This window comes from Alicyclobacillus sp. SP_1 (assembly GCF_024706985.1).
Classification (GTDB): Bacteria; Bacillota; Bacilli; order Alicyclobacillales; family Alicyclobacillaceae; genus Alicyclobacillus_I.
Window position 1 is genome coordinate 1 of record NZ_JAMCCX010000007.1, and the last position, 14,874, is coordinate 14,874.

Sequence of the window (14,874 nt, forward strand, 5' to 3'; positions counted from 1 at the left end):
TTCGCACGGACACCGGATGGGAGCATGAGTATCTCATCGGGCGCTTGGACTTTCTGCAGAGCCAACGCGTGATCGATGGGTCCTACGTCGGACCAGACCAGATACGGGCTTCGCTGTGTCTGGAGGAACCCGAGGAACGACCGATGCGGACGGTGCCGTCGTTGCCTGCCAAGACGTCCATCGAGGCGCGAGACCCCTACGCCGAGGTCGACCGGGCCATGCAAGTGGCCATGGACAACTACGCCTATCGCACGCAGCGGGGCGACTACGTCGTGCTCAAGCCCATGCTTGACAGCGGCATCCCCCTCGAATTCATCGTCGAGGGCATTCGCGACGTCTTTCGAACGCACAAAGAACCAAGGCGTATCCGCAGCTTCGCCTATGTGGCGGACATTCTCAAAGAGAACTATGCCAAGGAACTCGTCAAAACCATGCCCGTGTCCGCCCTCGCAGGTCGCCCCACGGCCGCGGTCTCGGGAGTCCGAGATCCCCGCTATGACAATTTCTACAAGCCCTTTCCCGACTCCCTATAAATTGACGTAAACTTGGCGCTTTTATCGTCAACCCACGTGATACGCTCCATGTAGAGAACGTCGCAGCGACTACCTGGACCGGATGCACGTGTACCGACTGGTCCAAGCGGTGATGCGAACGATACGGGAAGAGGTGGAGTTGGCCGAAGCGAGAGAACGTCGCAGAGCCTGGAAAGCGCAGCAACCCCAAGCACGCCTACGCGTCCGGCGTGTCTACGCCTTTGTGGAGCGAGGGGGCGTAGATGGCGTACCTATGTCCGCTCCGATGTCGCTGTCCGGGGATAGTGATGGAAAACGATTGGGATGAAGCGCGGTGTCGCAGAACTGTGCGAAGGGCTGTCTGCATCGGTATAGGGGCGACGTATGGGGAAGCCGTGGCGTATGTGCGTTCCGCAGGGTGTGTTGTGTCTAGGGTGGTCCGCCACGGCACATCCAGTGTACCACACGGCACTCAGACGTCGTCCTCCACCGGGATGCCTCGCTTCTCCAGTTCGGCGAGAAGAAACGGGTACAGGACTTCGGCATCGCTTCGGGGGAAACGTCCGTCCTCGTGGGTCAAGGTGTACTGCAAGATGCAGAGCAGGTCTTCGAGAGCAGCGTCGGAAAAGGTGCGCAGAATCGTTAGAATCGTATCGGTGCTCGGCAACGGACTCACGGGCAACCTGCCTTTCGGTTCGACATCGAGGCCATGGTACCGAACCAGAAGAATTCTGCAACGCTTCCAGAAAACATGACCAATCTCGACAGAATTCGACACAGAAACAAGGCCCATCGCACTGTCCCCGCTCAGATTGTTTGTCGGTGAAATTCCAGATGACAATGACATCTGGAATCACCGTGCATTCTGAGCGAAGTGACGGTAAAGACAGAAAAGGCCTGCTTGCGGCAGGCCACAGGGATGTTTTGTTGAACGGCTACCACGGAAGTCTGGCTGCATAGGTACACTTACGTTTTAGCACGAAAGATACGCGTCTACGTGGGTCCTCCTGAAGGATTACATACCAGCCCTCGTCACAGAACTCCATTCTCCCAGGGTAGTATCTGTCTCCCACTCGTAATTCTACGGCATAGCCACAGTGTAGAGGACACTCCGTCTCCTCGTTCATGAAATACCATCGTCCGAAAAGTGGGCTGAACTCAAGATGCCCTTTCATTAGCCATTCACCTCCATCCATGCCCGTTCCACGTGGCTTGTATCGACAACCTGTTCTTCACGGGTTGCTGCGTCCAGTAGCGCACCACGGCACAACGTATTCATCATTCGCGGATTCCCCTGACTCGTCTTCGCAATCAGTTTCACTGCATCTGCGGAAAAGATCATTTTCTCTTCGCCAACACAGGCTAACTGTTTTGAGATATAGTCATGAACCTCGGATTCAGTGAGTCCAGTCATGTGGTAACGGATTTGAATACGCCCCGACAGAGCAGAAAGAATTCGAAGCTTCATTGTTTCCCGCAGTTCGCTCTGGCCCACCAACCAAAGGGAAATCGGAGAAAATGAGTCTGCTTTAAAGTTGTTCAGGAACCGAAATTCAGCGAGCATCTGTGGATCTAAGTCTTGAGCCTCGTCTACGACAATGACAACTTGGCGACCTTTCTGGTAGCTCTCTTCGAGAACCTGGTGAGTGAGTACCTGGTTGTCCACCTGCCGGAATTTTGGTTGAATCTGTAGGCGTTCTAGGATGACACGGTATAGAGTCTTTGGTGTCAGTCCTGCGTTGGCAATGTACAGAAATCGGTACCGGCTGTCATCCATTCGTTTCATGACCGCACGGATTGCTGTTGTTTTACCAGTACCGGTGTCGCCAGTGACCAAAGCAATTTGGCGGTGTTCTGCTGCGTACATGAGCCTCGCACAGAGTTCATTGTGGTTGTGAAACAACACCAAATCCTCAACAGGGATATCCCGGTCAAACGGTTCTCTTGTAAAACGAAAGAACTCAGTCATCATGTCCGTTCACCTTCTTTGGTCGTGCGCACAAATGACGTCCGGCCTAACCTCTCTTTTCGTTCCTGCTCTCTCCGCGTAGAAATGGTTTCAAGGAAAGAGATGCCCGGTTTTACGGTTGGTTCCTCCGTCTTTGCATCAGCCTGGGTTACACGTTTGTCGGTGTGACGGCGCAGCTTGAGAGGGACAGCATCTGCATATTGCTTGCCATCCCACCAGACTTGGATGTGGGCAAGGTTGTAAGGGTCGTAACGAAGAGAAATGGTCTGACTGACCAAAATCGGTTCAACCTCATAAGTGTTGCCTTGCACCCGAATACATGCTGTTTTGTCCACTTTGGCGGAATACGTCCACTGAAACGCATCCTCAAGAACGACTGGGTCAACGAGGCGCAGGGGGCCATGGGATTCCATGACCACAACTGGCCGCTTTTTCAGTGTGCTGTGGACGCGTTGGTGGTACATTTTTTCTAACCACGCAGCAAAGTAGTGGTTCAAATCGTCGAGATTCGAAATTGTCCCGCGTTGCACACAGAGCTCAGCTTCCGGCCGAAACGAGCGTTCCATATAACCGAAGAATTTTTCTAATTTCCCGCGCATATGTGGAGATTCACATATGCGCGGTTGGACTAAACCGCTGCGCGGTGGTAAGAAACCGTGCCATGCATTAACCTGTGTCCACTGAAGTTACTTTCCTTGCATCCGAAATTCCCTTAGGATTCGCGCTATGCAGCCCTATTTCGACTGCAAATGAATCTTGAGGAGAATGCCAGATGGACGAACAAAGACAACAAGTGTTAAAACGGTTGGCAGAAGATATTCGGCTCCGGGGGTTATCGCCGAATACGCTAGAGAGCTATACCACGCACGCGAGGATATTCCTGGAGTTTTGTGGCCACCGACCGATAGACCAACTGAATACAGAAGACATCCGCCGATTTCTGCTGCATTTAATCCATGAAAAGAAGGTGTCGCCTGGAACCGTCAACGTCTATAGCGCTGCGATTCGTTTTCTCTTTGCTGTCACCTTGAACCGTACATTAAACTACCTCCAAATCCCTCGTCAGAAGAAGCGCAAGACCCTGCCTGAAGTGTTCACGAAAGATGAAGTATTTTCCATTCTGGAAGGCTGCCGAAACCTCAAGCATAGGGCCATGTTGACAGTGGTCTATAGTTCAGGGCTGCGAGTCAGCGAGGCCGCAGCTCTCAAAATCCACCATATTGATTCGAAAAACATGCGCTTGTTTGTGCAAAACGGTAAGGGTGGCAAGGATCGTTACACTCTACTCTCAGGAACTTGTCTAAGCGTGTTACGGGAGTACTGGAAGGCGTACAGGCCAGCGCACCCCGAAGGCTGGCTGTTTCTTGGCACATACAATGTATCCCATATAACCTCTGCAGGAATCGAGTATGCTTTCAATGAGGCGGTCAAAAGAACGAACATCAGGAAACAAGCGTCCATCCACACGCTGAGACACTCCTTTGCAACTCACCTACTGGAAGACGGCGCCACACTATTGCAGATCAAATCATTGCTGGGACATGCCAATGTTCAGTCCACAACAATCTATTTGCATCTAGCGAATATGCCATCTGGCGTCGCCAGTCCGCTGGATAATCACTCTACAGACGCTCGGTTTGAGGTTTCTTCACATGCCTGAATTACAAGACATCTTTGCACAGCATGGAGAAGCGTATCAAGTCGAACACCGTCTTCCACCGGACCAGCAGAAAGTGATCCGCGCGATTCGAAACTGTAGAACCGCTGCGTTAGGTGGACATGTGGATGAATGTGACGAATGCGGATTCGTGCGGGTCTCTTACAATTCGTGTCGCAATCGTCATTGTCCCAAATGCCAAACGCTCACTAAGGAACGTTGGATTGAGGCTCGAAAAGACGACTTGCTCAATGTGGGCTATTTTCATGTGGTGTTTACCCTACCTGACCTACTCAATTCCGTTGCGTATCAAAATCCCAAGACCGTCTATGGCCTTCTCTTCAAGGCGGCGGCAGAAACTCTATCCGAACTCTCCGCTGACCCCAAATATTTGGGCGCGCAAATTGGCTTCACAGGCGTCCTCCATACATGGGGGCAAAACTTGATGCACCATCCTCATCTGCACTGCATTGTGTCCGGTGGCGGGCTGACTTCTAATGGAAGGTGGGTGAACTCGCGAAAGAAATTTTTCATTCCCGTGAAGGTGTTGTCTCGGAAATTCAGAGGTAAGTTCCTGCATTATTTGAAACAGGCCAAACTTGAATTTTACGGCTCCATTGTGCATTTGCAAGAGCAGAGTCGATTTCAGGATTGGATGTCCACCTTATACCAAAAGGATTGGGTGGTCTACTGCAAACCGCCCTTCAAAAATGCTGGATACGTTGTGGAATATCTCGGACGCTACACCCACCGCGTGGCCATTTCCAATCAGCGTATTGTCAATTTAAAAGATGGTATGGTGACGTTCAAGTGGCGTGACTACAGAGATAACAACCAACAGAAAGAGATGCGTCTGACCGCGGATGAATTCATTCGTCGTTTTTTGGTTCATGTATTGCCGACCGGGTTCACGAGGATCCGGCACTACGGGCTACTCAGTCCCAGAAACAAAGCGACCAAGCTGAAATTGTGTAAAAGGCTCACGAAGACCGTCATAAGAACCAGTCCAATCGCCAAGTTATCCGCGCTGGAATTCTTGGAGAAGCTGACGGGCAGAGATTTCACCGTTTGTCCTTGTTGCGGTATGGGTCATCTCAGAGCTTCACCAGAACAAGGAATTGCATAGTCTCGTTTGAGCGCCTCTTGATTGGGGAGGGGGAAACTGTACCCGCTGGCCATATTCTATGGCCAATCACCGCCTGTTTCACGCCAATTAGCTTCACTCACTGAACCTGTAACATCGGCTTACCAAGACACCATAAGCCTGATTCTTTCCCCATAGTGGCTGGCGACCGCAGTTTAGTCCAATAGAATTATCCAAAATCGGCATTCCTTCACGGAATGTCACCTCTTTTACTCGATTTTCGATAATTCTCTATTCATAATGCTTCTTAATACCGCCAACGAGGACGTCAAAAGGCAGACAAAAGCGAAAAGAGTAAGGCGAAAGAGTCGTTGCTGTACGGTCGCTGAGGTAAGCGGATCGCAAAACCATAGCTCAAACATGATTGCTGGATATTCTGAGGAATGGATTTTTCGGAGATGTTTGACAGGGGTATTCAAAGATCGATTGGGTATTGTGTGGGCTGTACTGATCGTCTCGGTTTTGTTTGCCGTATTCCACTGGGCAGAGTTTGTTCTCGTTGGAGAGCAAAAACCGTTTTTACAGGGGTACTTTATTGCACTCGGTCAGGCATTATTGTTTGGTCTTGTGTTTAGCATAATTGTTGGGCTTGGACGTTCAATCCTATGGACGGCCCCAGCATCATCTCCGGGATTCATCTAACCGTCTTAGCAGTCTGCGTGTTATTACACCAGAACCACTATGGGGATATCAGACTGATGTGACAGAGCGTAATCATTCGTGGCGCCTTTAGGAAGGGGGTTATCTGATGCACGTACTGGTTGTCGGAGGGACTGGCATGTTGAAGGAGGTGTCCCTATGGTTGGCCAATCAGGGACATGAGGTTTCGGTCATTGCCAGAATACATTCCCCTCGATGGAAGTCTCTCCTTTACGATGCGCTTTCAGCGGCTGCCCGGATTCATCCGGTTGGCACCAACTATTTAAATTCCAATGACTTAGAACGATGCATCCAACAAGCAATACGTTTACGCGGGCCGATTGAACTAGCCGTATTCTGGATTCATTCGGATGCCCCCGACGCATTTCAAGTGATTGCAGATGAGATTGACAGAAATACGAAAGTGCCGTGGCGGCTGTTTCACGTGCGAGGAAGTACGGCCCATATAGAACCCAATCCACCAGCCCTGCCGCCGAATTGTGGGTATCGGGAAGTCGTTCTCGGATTCATATGTGAAGACGGTGGCTCGAGATGGCTAACCCATCGCGAAATATGTACCGGCGTTATTGAAGCGATCCAACATGATCAGGAGCGAACGATCGTCGGTACAGTCGAACCATGGGAGGAACGACCAAGGTAAGCAGGCGAAAGACAAGTGTACGAACGATTGCTTTGCTTTAGACACTGCAAAGAGGCTATGACAAAATCACTGTAGGGGTCGCTCGAAGTAGTTTTGAAGTTCGGTAAAGACGTAGAATCTGACCGACGGCATCATTTGCTCTCTCACGAGATCGGTGAGGCGAGTTTGATTGCGTCATCGTTAAGAAGCACCAAAGACCAATGCCCAGCATGGAAGACCAGGTGATCGCCCTGTATGCGCGCGGTGTCAGTACGCGAGATATAGGAGCTCATCTGCACCAGATTCACGGTGTCGACATCTCGCCTCCCTTGTCGCAATTTTGACGGACAGATTGTTGCCATGCGTTCAGGAGTGTCAGAGTCGGCCCTTGCAGACGATGTGTTCGATCGTGTCATGACAAAGTGCGCAAACAGGGGGCCGTACAAAGCAGGGCTACCTATAAGGACTACAAAGAACTCACTGCCTCTCTGAATTCGATGCAAAAGGCACCGACTCTTGGAACTGAATCGGTTTGAGCAGGAATGGGGCAAGAAGTACCCCCTGTCTGTGCGCACATGGCGAGAGAATTGGGCCGAGCTCGCGACGTTTTACCGCTATCCTGTGGAGATGCGGCGGGTGATGTATACGACGAATATCATCGAAGTATACCACTGGCAGTTACGCAAGGCGACGAAGGGCAAGAGTATTTTCCCGAACGATGAAGCGCTGACGAAAATGCTGTACCTGCCGACGATGGAAGTGACGCGCAAGTGGACTATGCGAGTGGCGAACTGGGGTCAGATCTTAGGGCAACTGGTGATCTGTTTTGAGGGAGGATGATTCTCAAGTGAAGCTAAAGCTGTATAAATATGCGATGATTGTGGTTGGGGGTGTTGTTACGCAAATCCTATCGCCAATGACTGTCTATGCGGCATCCAATTCCAATTCTCACACAACACCTTCTGCTGGGAATCTGGCCACAACAGGTAGTCACACAACGCCAGCAGTCGGGACCCAAGCCCCAATTATTCATTATGCAAAAACGAAAATGACAATTTCCGGACATTTAACGATAGATACTGTGCACATTGTTTCCAACGACCCTTGGTCGGGAAAGGCAACAAGCTGGGTTCCTGTATTTTATTTGCAAGAGGTTTTAAATTCAGTTAGGATTCAAACAAAGTGGGTTAATGGAGATAATCTGTACATTTCATATATTCCCAAGAAACAGAAAGTCAATTTGACTGGTACTTTAATTTCGGGATCCATACCATTAGGGGAAATGCAGTTTTCTATCGAATCAGATGTAGATGGCTTCTTAAGATCTCCCAAATTGGTCGCAAAAGACCCGTTTAGCGGTGTAAATACGACGTATGTGCCGATTTATTATGCGAGCTTATTTTTGCAAAAAAGATTGTTCATTAATTCAACGTGGAACGGATATAAGTGGAAAATATCTTTATCTAACTAGGGTTCGCTGAATGGTTGAAAGGTCTAGTAAATACAAGGGTTTCGGTCTTTGGACGCGAAATCTTCGCGAAATCTTAAAGTTGACTCCATTGTCAAGTATAGTGGGTCAAAGAATCTGGACAGGGCAGGGGAACCTCGCTTGTCTCACGCTATGTCTTTCCCCAATCTCACCTGCCTTTTTTGTGAACCGCTCACGACGCTGATTCGATTATCAAGCTTTCTGCGAGCGTGGGGTAGGAGGATATGGCCTCTGTCGGTCTCGTCACACCGTACGCTCCATCTCATCCTCCATGTGCACCGTCGCAGACAACGGCGTGGCAGCGGCAAGCGCGGCCTGCTGGTTCCACCAAGCTTCCGGAAACGAGCGATCCGTTCGGCCATACTCGTCGAGCGCATTGAGCAACGCCTCTCGTTCTGTGCTTCGGATGCCGGGGAGGATGAGGAATCGGGCGAGGGCGTCTGCAATCGTCCGAGGAGAGAGAACCGGATCGACCAACTCCAGCAGGCGATAGCACTCGGAGATGGCCACCGAATCGACCCACAACTTTGGCTGACCGTTTTCTGCAGATTGTAGTTCATTCTCCAGGACCGCGGCACTGGCACCGTCCAGCAGGAAGTCTACAATGATGTCGGCAGTGAGAATTTTGTTGTTCACTTAGATGAGTCTCCTTTCAGGAGCGAATGATTCTGCGAAAGGTCTTCTGTACGGACTAAGTCGTGACCGTCAGTCAACATATTTTCTTCCGCACGAAGTAAACCGCGCACCGAAGCGATGTCGATCGCCTTCATGTTCTCGATGTAGATGCGTCCGGATACATCCGAGCGAAACGCAATGCGATCGCTGACTTCGCATCCGAGCGCCTGTCGAACTTCTTGCGGTAAGGTGAGTTGATAGCGTGGCGAGAGCCGTACGATCGACAACATGAGATTCGCCTCCGCAGGCAGATTGAGAAGTCTCCTTGAAGTATATCATACGAATCCGGAAGCGATCGGTCCGTCAAAACGGAGATACCAGAAAAAACAGACACTACAACATGACTAGCGATACCTTTAAATTATCAATAGTTAAAAAGAGAGCTAAAAGTCCCCTGGAATTCTGCTGTCCTTTGTGCGAATTGCTGAGCGTGGGTGTTGGTACGAAGATTTCACGATGTCGTACCAATGAGCGCTTGAACGTAAGATGCATGGTGTTGCATCGTACTCGATATGCAGATGAAATAAAAGACATTTGTCATCCTACAGAATGTATGTATGTCTATCGATGCCAAGCCATTGTGCCTATGGATTGTATCGACACAACCTCTGTTCATAGTACGGTGGTCATCCATGTTGGTAGGCTGCGCTACAATTCCATTTAACCGTCACAATCCGATACCGATGTCCTTTGCCTTCGAGCGCAAGGGCTTGGGCTATTCCGCCCGATGACGCATCTCCCACACGTCTGATCGCGCTATTTACCGACGCACTTCCGCTGCTCTCGCTGGGCACTTCATCTTTGCCCCCGAGAGTCCCACAGCACAAGAGAGCTAGCGCGTGTTCATACAAATCCAGTCAACTTAGATTGCTCCATATCGCCCACTCCCGCCACGACTACTTGGCTCGCTTTACATACGGGACGTCGCGGGCGAACGATTCGAAACAGACCCGTAATACAGTTCACGGGCCGCCCGGCCAATGTGAGTACTTTAGTTGTCGCATGAATCGGATTGAGAACACTATCACGAACGTGGGTTCAGAGGGTGAAACGTCTTTTTACAATTCTATCAGCGGTTCCTCGCCCTGATTCACTCGTTGTAAACCTCGTTGGCATGTTCCGTACGACAGCCATGGGCATGTCGAGCAGATGGCAGGAAGCTGAGTCGAGTGGATGTGCGACGATATTCTGCGCAGAATGTCGCTCCATGGCAGAGTAGTTCCAACACGTAGGTCGAGTTTTTCTAAAATAGCACGATCGCGTTGAGCGACGTTCGTATCTGTGCAATGATGAGGGACGTTTGGTGGGAAGTGTGCGCACAAATCGTCAGGCCCTTCCACGATGGAAATATCCTGTTCTGGGTGTTTGCGCAAAGATTGATGAAGAAATGTCATGTTGTCCGCATATTCTTTCGAGTAGCCCATTCCCTCGTAGCCTAACAGGCACAGTAGATGATGTCCGCGGAGAGAATACATTTAGCGCACTCCTCAGGAATAAGATTGTCTCTCTGTTTGGGGGCTTCGGTTGGAAGCGGTCTTTACACGCACCTGAGAGAAGTCTGTCACTGTCTCTATACGAGAAGCTTGCCTATCGTACCATGGGTATAAATAAAAGACAGTGCAGAGACAATCACTACTAGTGCAATGGCGCTGAACTCAGGTCCACAATCTCCCCCATGGAGCCACTGAGGCACCGTATTCGAGGGGGATATTTCGGTCACACGTCCCACCGAATTCCCATACATCGGATAGCCAAGAAGAGTCCATTGAGTGAGATTCCATCCGTAGTGAACTCCGACGACCGCCCATAGGCCGTATTGCAAGTAGATATCCCCAAATAGCACAGAGATTGCGACCAGATTGAGTATCGAGATGACCGTTGGCTTGCGATTTGGAACATGAAGTAGCGTAAAAACAATAACCGATATTGCAAATGCAATGTCTAATCCAGTTAATTTTTGTAGCCAGCCGATGAGAAACGCTCGTGCAAACAGTTCTTCTAGGGCTGCGAAGATGAACAAAGGTAGCGGATGCGTCATCCAACGATATGGGCTGGGCTTAATTGAACCGGGCCTCGAAACAGAAATGCTTTTACTAAAATAGAGAATACCAGTGACTAATAAAATCAATAGGGCACCACAGGCAGTTCCTGTGACGAGCTGCAGAAGAGTCAACACGGTAGCAGCGCTTTCCTTTCTCCCAGAGAAAGTGCATGAGACAACACATTGCATGACCCGTTAGCGGTCCTAAAGAACGTCCTCTTGGCGTCTTTTTCCGATTAACCGGAGAACTTACGAAAGGAAAATTTCAACTCGATAGTACTTAATCAGGAAATCTTGGTTCCATTCGGCAGAGGCATGTCTGCGTTGAGCAGGACTACGTCCCCTTCTTCGGGGACTCCACCTAGAACGAGGACTTCCGATGTATAATTTGCGATTCTCATCGGTCGCAAATTGACCACCGCAATAATTTGTCGTCCGATAATATCTTCAAGACGGTAACGTTTCGTTATCTGCGCACTGGATGTCTTAATGCCCAGCGGTCCAAAGTCAATCTGAAGTTGATAGGCAGGCTTTCTTGCTTCGGGAAATATGCGTGCATCAAGTATCGTACCAACTCTTATGTCTACACGGAACAAATCCTCTTTAGAAAGCACGGGAGGTGATGAGTCACGATTCACCTCAACACCCCCCGTATGATGATTCCTTTAGACTAACGAGTCAGAACTCATTTGTCAATTTTGACAGTCGCGCTCATTCCAGGTGTTAGCCCAATGCCCTGATATCCTTGCAAGCTGATTCTCACAGGAATCACTTGCGTCACTTTTGTGAAATCGGCAGTTGTACTCTGAGTAGGGAGTAAAGAAAATGTGCTTGCTGTCGCCAGTCCGATTTCACTGACCGTGCCTTTAATCGTGATACCCGGGAATGCATCCACGTAGATGTCTACATTTTGACCTACCTTAATGTCGCTGATCTGAGTTTCCTTAATGTTTGCGGTCACATACAGATGATGCATGTTATAGGCGTATGCGAGTGGCGTACCGGGGGCTACAAACTCGTTGTCAACGGCATCGTTTTGAACAATGGTGCCATCCTGTGGCATGGGAATAGGAAAGTCCACTTTTTTGTCGCCTTGCATCATGTCTATGTCGCCAACGGTGTCACCCTCATTGAATGAACGACTGAAAGTTCCATTCCAGTTGACTAACTTCCCGGAAGTTGGCGCAGCAATGACAATTTGAGTGCCACTGACGGATGCGTCGTCGGTTGTCAGATAGAGTGTCGATTGGTTATAAAAGTAATATCCAACGAACCCCGCGATGACAATCACAAGTAAGATGATTACATTGACAATAAAAAGGCGTCGAGCACTCATAGAGAGGTGGTACCTCCTTGTTTAGTTTAGACACTGTATTATTTATCACTTGCAATATTCATGTCAAGAGCTACTATGTGAACAAACAACAATTTGTTGCGCTTAGATTTCGTGTTCTCTCGTGACCGTCTCTCTGAGATGATCGGCCGTATTATTATCTTTGTTCCACCAAAGCTCTCACAATGGTTTCTAAATGCATTCCTCGTGAGGCTTTGACGAGCACCGTAGCCTCATCTGGGATAAGGTTAGGGAGATCATGCAGCATACCTTCGACACTGTCAAAATGCACCACGGGTTTGCCAGAGACACGATACTGTCCGCTGATGTATTTGGCTAAGGAACCAACGCTCATCACCTGCACGCCTAGAGCGACAGCATAGTCACCGACTTCTTTGTGACCCGTCACGGCGTAATCTCCAAGTTCGAACATATCACCAAGAATCGCGACTTTTGGTCGATTACCTGCTACTTGAACGAGAACATCCAAACTCGCCTTCATCGACAAAGGCGAGGCATTGTAGCAATCATCGAGAATGGTTTGCCCGCGTTTGGTCTCTATTATGTGCAGGCGGCCTTCTTGAGCGGAATATGTCTTAAGGCCTTCGACCATTGAGTCTAAAGAATATCCTTCGGACACACCAATTGCGAGAACCAACAGAGCATTTTGGGCATTATGCAAACCAGGCGACGGAAGGTAGAAGTCAGAAACATGGCCGAGAATTTCAACGGTCCCACGGATATACCTTGGGTGTTGTTCGATGTTCTGAAAATATGCGTGAGCCGACCCATCCTGTAAGCTGCACCAGAGAATTTTCGCCCCACCCCGTTGTCCTAATTTCCATAACCAAGGGTCTTCCTTGATGAGTGCCGCATATCGGTCACTGAGATGCTCCAACAGTTCGCCTTTCGCGAGTGCAATATTCTGTTGACTACCCAAAGTTTCCAAATGACTATGGCCAATATTTGTTATCATTCCAGCTGTCGGACGGGCTATTTCACACAAGTCGGAAATTTGCCCGCGCGCACGCATTCCCATCTCTAAAACCATGGCACCATGTGTGTCCGTTCGTTGTAGAATGGTTAGAGGCAGGCCCAATTCATTGTTCAAGTTTCCACGGGTAGCTAAACAAGTGACGGAAGGAGAGTATGCGGCAAACATCATTTCCTTCGTGGTCGTCTTGCCATTGCTTCCCGTAACTGCGAAAACCGGTCCTTGAAACTGATTTCTTTCGCGGATGGCGAGCTGCCGAATGGCATGTATGGGATTGGCCGTGACAAGTATCGGAAAATCGGACCAAGCGACCGGGGATTGTCTCACCTGCTCGGGATTCGTTACAATGGCTCCGCTGGCTCCTAGATGTCTTGCCTGGTCGAGGTATTGGTGACCGTCTACTTTTTCTCCGGCGAAGGCCACAAATAAATCACCCGCTTGGAGAGTGCGCGTGTCGATGGAAACACCCGTCACCCGTGTGTCGAGCGAACCTTGCATCCACTCCAGTTCGCTGAGTTCTAAAATACTTGAAATGGTTGTTGGCAGCATGGATTTATCCCCTTTCGTCGGCAGTCCATCCACAGCGACTTCTTGTTCGTTGTGATTTATCAAGAAGTCTATCTGCAAAGGAGTTGTACCCTTTTGACTCATCGCTTGCGTGTTGGCGTGTTATTTGGCGGAAAGACAGGAGAACATGAGGTGTCTGTCATGTCAGCTCAGTCTGTCCTGAGAGCTTTAAATCCTGATAAATATGAAGTAGTTCCAATCGGCATCAGTAAATCCGGCAATTTCATTCCTGGACCGCAGGCCATGAAGAGCCTCGAGGACGGTTGCGTACAGGACAATGATTCGATTGCAGCCTTCACTATCCCGGATACAATGTCGGACACCATCCCGGATATGAAGAGTAACTTTCCTGTATTGTCCGATATCACGAGAGCTGGCAAACTAGACGTCGTATTTCCGGTCCTTCACGGATCGTTCGGAGAAGACGGGACTATTCAGGGACTACTCGAGTTGGCGTCGCTACCATACGTCGGTTCTGGAGTTCTGGCATCGGCAGTCTGTATGGACAAAATTATGATGAAAAAGTTGTTTCAGGCACATGGCTTTCCTCAAGTTCGCTTTGAATCCTTGACGCGCCGTCAAGTCGAAACTGACGTCTCGGAAGTGATTGCGCACATCGAAAGGACCATCGGATATCCATGTTTCGTCAAACCCGCGAATCTCGGGTCGAGTGTCGGCATTTCCAAAGCGAATTCTCGAGACACCCTGAAAACGGCACTGTCTGATGCTGCACAGTATGACCGCCGTCTGTTGGTAGAGGAAGGGTTAGATGTCCGGGAAATCGAGATTGGCGTCCTCGGAAACGATTACCCGAAGGTCTCAGTCCCTGGTGAGATAATTCCTTCCGGTGAATTCTACGATTATCGAGCTAAATATATTAGTGGAGACTCCGCATTGATGATACCCGCAGTGGTGAGTGAAGAGCAACGGAAAGAGATTGCGGATCTCGCCATTCGGGCTTACCTTGCAGCAGATTGTGCTGGATTGGCGCGTATCGATTTCTTCGTTGAGCGAAGCACTGGTCGCGTGTTGTTAAACGAGATCAACACTATGCCCGGATTCACGGAATACAGCATGTATCCAAAATTATGGGAAACAACGGGTCTCTCGTACGCTCAGTTGGTCGAAGAACTTATTCAATGCGCCCTCGAGAGACACGAAGAGGTGCGGCGCAATGTCACGGAGTTTCAGATTCCCGAAAGTTGAAGAAAGGG

At 49.6% G+C, this 14,874-nt stretch carries 19 protein-coding genes and 1 pseudogene; 9 read left to right on the plus strand and 11 right to left on the minus strand.

The features are described 5' to 3' along the window. Together M4I36_RS00055 and M4I36_RS00060 are read left to right on the plus strand one after the other, a co-directional pair. A partial coding sequence (locus tag M4I36_RS00055; protein ID WP_374984991.1) for a hypothetical protein occupies positions 1-533 on the plus strand: 533 nt, incomplete at its 5' end. A gap of 88 nt (positions 534-621) precedes the next feature. Further along, a complete protein-coding gene (locus M4I36_RS00060; RefSeq protein ID WP_258109557.1) occupies positions 622-840 on the plus strand; it encodes a hypothetical protein in 219 nt (72 codons plus the stop codon). A gap of 144 nt (positions 841-984) precedes the next feature. Here the strand turns inward: M4I36_RS00060 and M4I36_RS00065 are convergent, their stop codons facing one another. From M4I36_RS00065 to M4I36_RS00075, 4 genes are all read right to left on the minus strand, one after another. Further along, on the minus strand, positions 985-1,305 hold the full coding sequence (locus M4I36_RS00065) for a hypothetical protein (RefSeq protein ID WP_258109558.1): 321 nt from the start codon (positions 1,303-1,305) through the stop codon (positions 985-987). Positions 1,306-1,447: 142 nt separating this feature from the next. After that, a complete protein-coding gene (locus M4I36_RS16745; protein WP_374984994.1) occupies positions 1,448-1,708 on the minus strand; it encodes a DUF5348 domain-containing protein in 261 nt (86 codons plus the stop codon). After that, positions 1,687-2,484: an ExeA family protein gene (locus M4I36_RS00070; protein ID WP_258109559.1), complete on the minus strand. Its 798-nt coding sequence runs from the start codon at positions 2,482-2,484 to the stop codon at positions 1,687-1,689. Before M4I36_RS00070 ends, M4I36_RS16745 begins: the two co-directional genes overlap by 22 nt. Beyond that, complete coding sequence (locus M4I36_RS00075; protein WP_258109560.1) at positions 2,481-3,080, minus strand: Mu transposase C-terminal domain-containing protein; 600 nt, start codon at positions 3,078-3,080, stop codon at positions 2,481-2,483. The genes M4I36_RS00070 and M4I36_RS00075 overlap by 4 nt, the downstream gene beginning before the upstream one ends. Positions 3,081-3,286: 206 nt before the next feature. Between M4I36_RS00075 and M4I36_RS00080 the strand changes: the two genes are divergently transcribed. The 6 genes and pseudogenes from M4I36_RS00080 to M4I36_RS00105 all read left to right on the plus strand — a co-directional run bounded on the left by M4I36_RS00080 (position 3,287) and on the right by M4I36_RS00105 (position 8,032). Then, positions 3,287-4,141 carry a tyrosine-type recombinase/integrase gene (locus tag M4I36_RS00080; protein ID WP_258109561.1) on the plus strand — a complete coding sequence of 285 codons (855 nt, stop codon included), beginning with the start codon at positions 3,287-3,289 and terminating at the stop codon, positions 4,139-4,141. After that, entirely contained in the window at positions 4,134-5,264 is a 1,131-nt protein-coding gene (locus tag M4I36_RS00085; RefSeq protein ID WP_258109562.1) for an IS91 family transposase, read from the plus strand. Before M4I36_RS00080 ends, M4I36_RS00085 begins: the two co-directional genes overlap by 8 nt. 378 nt (positions 5,265-5,642) lie before the next feature. Next, the gene (locus tag M4I36_RS16750; RefSeq protein ID WP_374984997.1) at positions 5,643-5,924 is read left to right on the plus strand and encodes a CPBP family intramembrane glutamic endopeptidase; all 282 of its coding nucleotides are present in this window, start codon (positions 5,643-5,645) and stop codon (positions 5,922-5,924) included. Between the two features lie 106 nt (positions 5,925-6,030). Continuing rightward, positions 6,031-6,582: a short-chain dehydrogenase gene (locus M4I36_RS00090; RefSeq protein WP_258109563.1), complete on the plus strand. Its 552-nt coding sequence runs from the start codon at positions 6,031-6,033 to the stop codon at positions 6,580-6,582. A gap of 158 nt (positions 6,583-6,740) precedes the next feature. After that, positions 6,741-7,401 (plus strand): annotated as a pseudogene (locus M4I36_RS16960) (transposase); the annotation flags it as partial. A gap of 7 nt (positions 7,402-7,408) precedes the next feature. After that, the gene (locus M4I36_RS00105) at positions 7,409-8,032 is read left to right on the plus strand and encodes a hypothetical protein (RefSeq protein WP_258109566.1); all 624 of its coding nucleotides are present in this window, start codon (positions 7,409-7,411) and stop codon (positions 8,030-8,032) included. Positions 8,033-8,293: 261 nt separating this feature from the next. On the opposite strand, the gene M4I36_RS00110 is transcribed toward M4I36_RS00105, so the two are convergent. The 7 genes from M4I36_RS00110 to M4I36_RS00140 form a co-directional block, all read right to left on the minus strand. Beyond that, positions 8,294-8,686: a hypothetical protein gene (locus tag M4I36_RS00110; protein WP_258109567.1), complete on the minus strand. Its 393-nt coding sequence runs from the start codon at positions 8,684-8,686 to the stop codon at positions 8,294-8,296. Then, entirely contained in the window at positions 8,683-8,955 is a 273-nt protein-coding gene (locus M4I36_RS00115; RefSeq protein WP_258109568.1) for an AbrB/MazE/SpoVT family DNA-binding domain-containing protein, read from the minus strand. The genes M4I36_RS00110 and M4I36_RS00115 overlap by 4 nt, the downstream gene beginning before the upstream one ends. Before the next feature lie 828 nt (positions 8,956-9,783). After that, complete coding sequence (locus M4I36_RS00120; protein WP_308660914.1) at positions 9,784-10,200, minus strand: DUF1284 domain-containing protein; 417 nt, start codon at positions 10,198-10,200, stop codon at positions 9,784-9,786. A 95-nt stretch (positions 10,201-10,295) separates the two neighbouring features. Further along, complete coding sequence (locus tag M4I36_RS00125) at positions 10,296-10,901, minus strand: CPBP family intramembrane glutamic endopeptidase (protein ID WP_258109569.1); 606 nt, start codon at positions 10,899-10,901, stop codon at positions 10,296-10,298. A gap of 149 nt (positions 10,902-11,050) precedes the next feature. After that, entirely contained in the window at positions 11,051-11,380 is a 330-nt protein-coding gene (locus M4I36_RS00130; RefSeq protein WP_258109672.1) for a tRNA-binding protein, read from the minus strand. 71 nt (positions 11,381-11,451) lie between these two features. After that, a complete protein-coding gene (locus M4I36_RS00135) occupies positions 11,452-12,102 on the minus strand; it encodes an HlyD family secretion protein (protein WP_258109570.1) in 651 nt (216 codons plus the stop codon). 154 nt (positions 12,103-12,256) lie between these two features. After that, complete coding sequence (locus M4I36_RS00140) at positions 12,257-13,705, minus strand: UDP-N-acetylmuramoyl-tripeptide--D-alanyl-D-alanine ligase (protein ID WP_258109571.1); 1,449 nt, start codon at positions 13,703-13,705, stop codon at positions 12,257-12,259. Between M4I36_RS00140 and M4I36_RS00145 the strand changes: the two genes are divergently transcribed. Beyond that, the gene (locus M4I36_RS00145; protein WP_308660916.1) at positions 13,694-14,866 is read left to right on the plus strand and encodes a D-alanine--D-alanine ligase; all 1,173 of its coding nucleotides are present in this window, start codon (positions 13,694-13,696) and stop codon (positions 14,864-14,866) included. The genes M4I36_RS00140 and M4I36_RS00145 overlap by 12 nt on opposite strands. Positions 14,867-14,874: the final 8 nt, after the last annotated feature.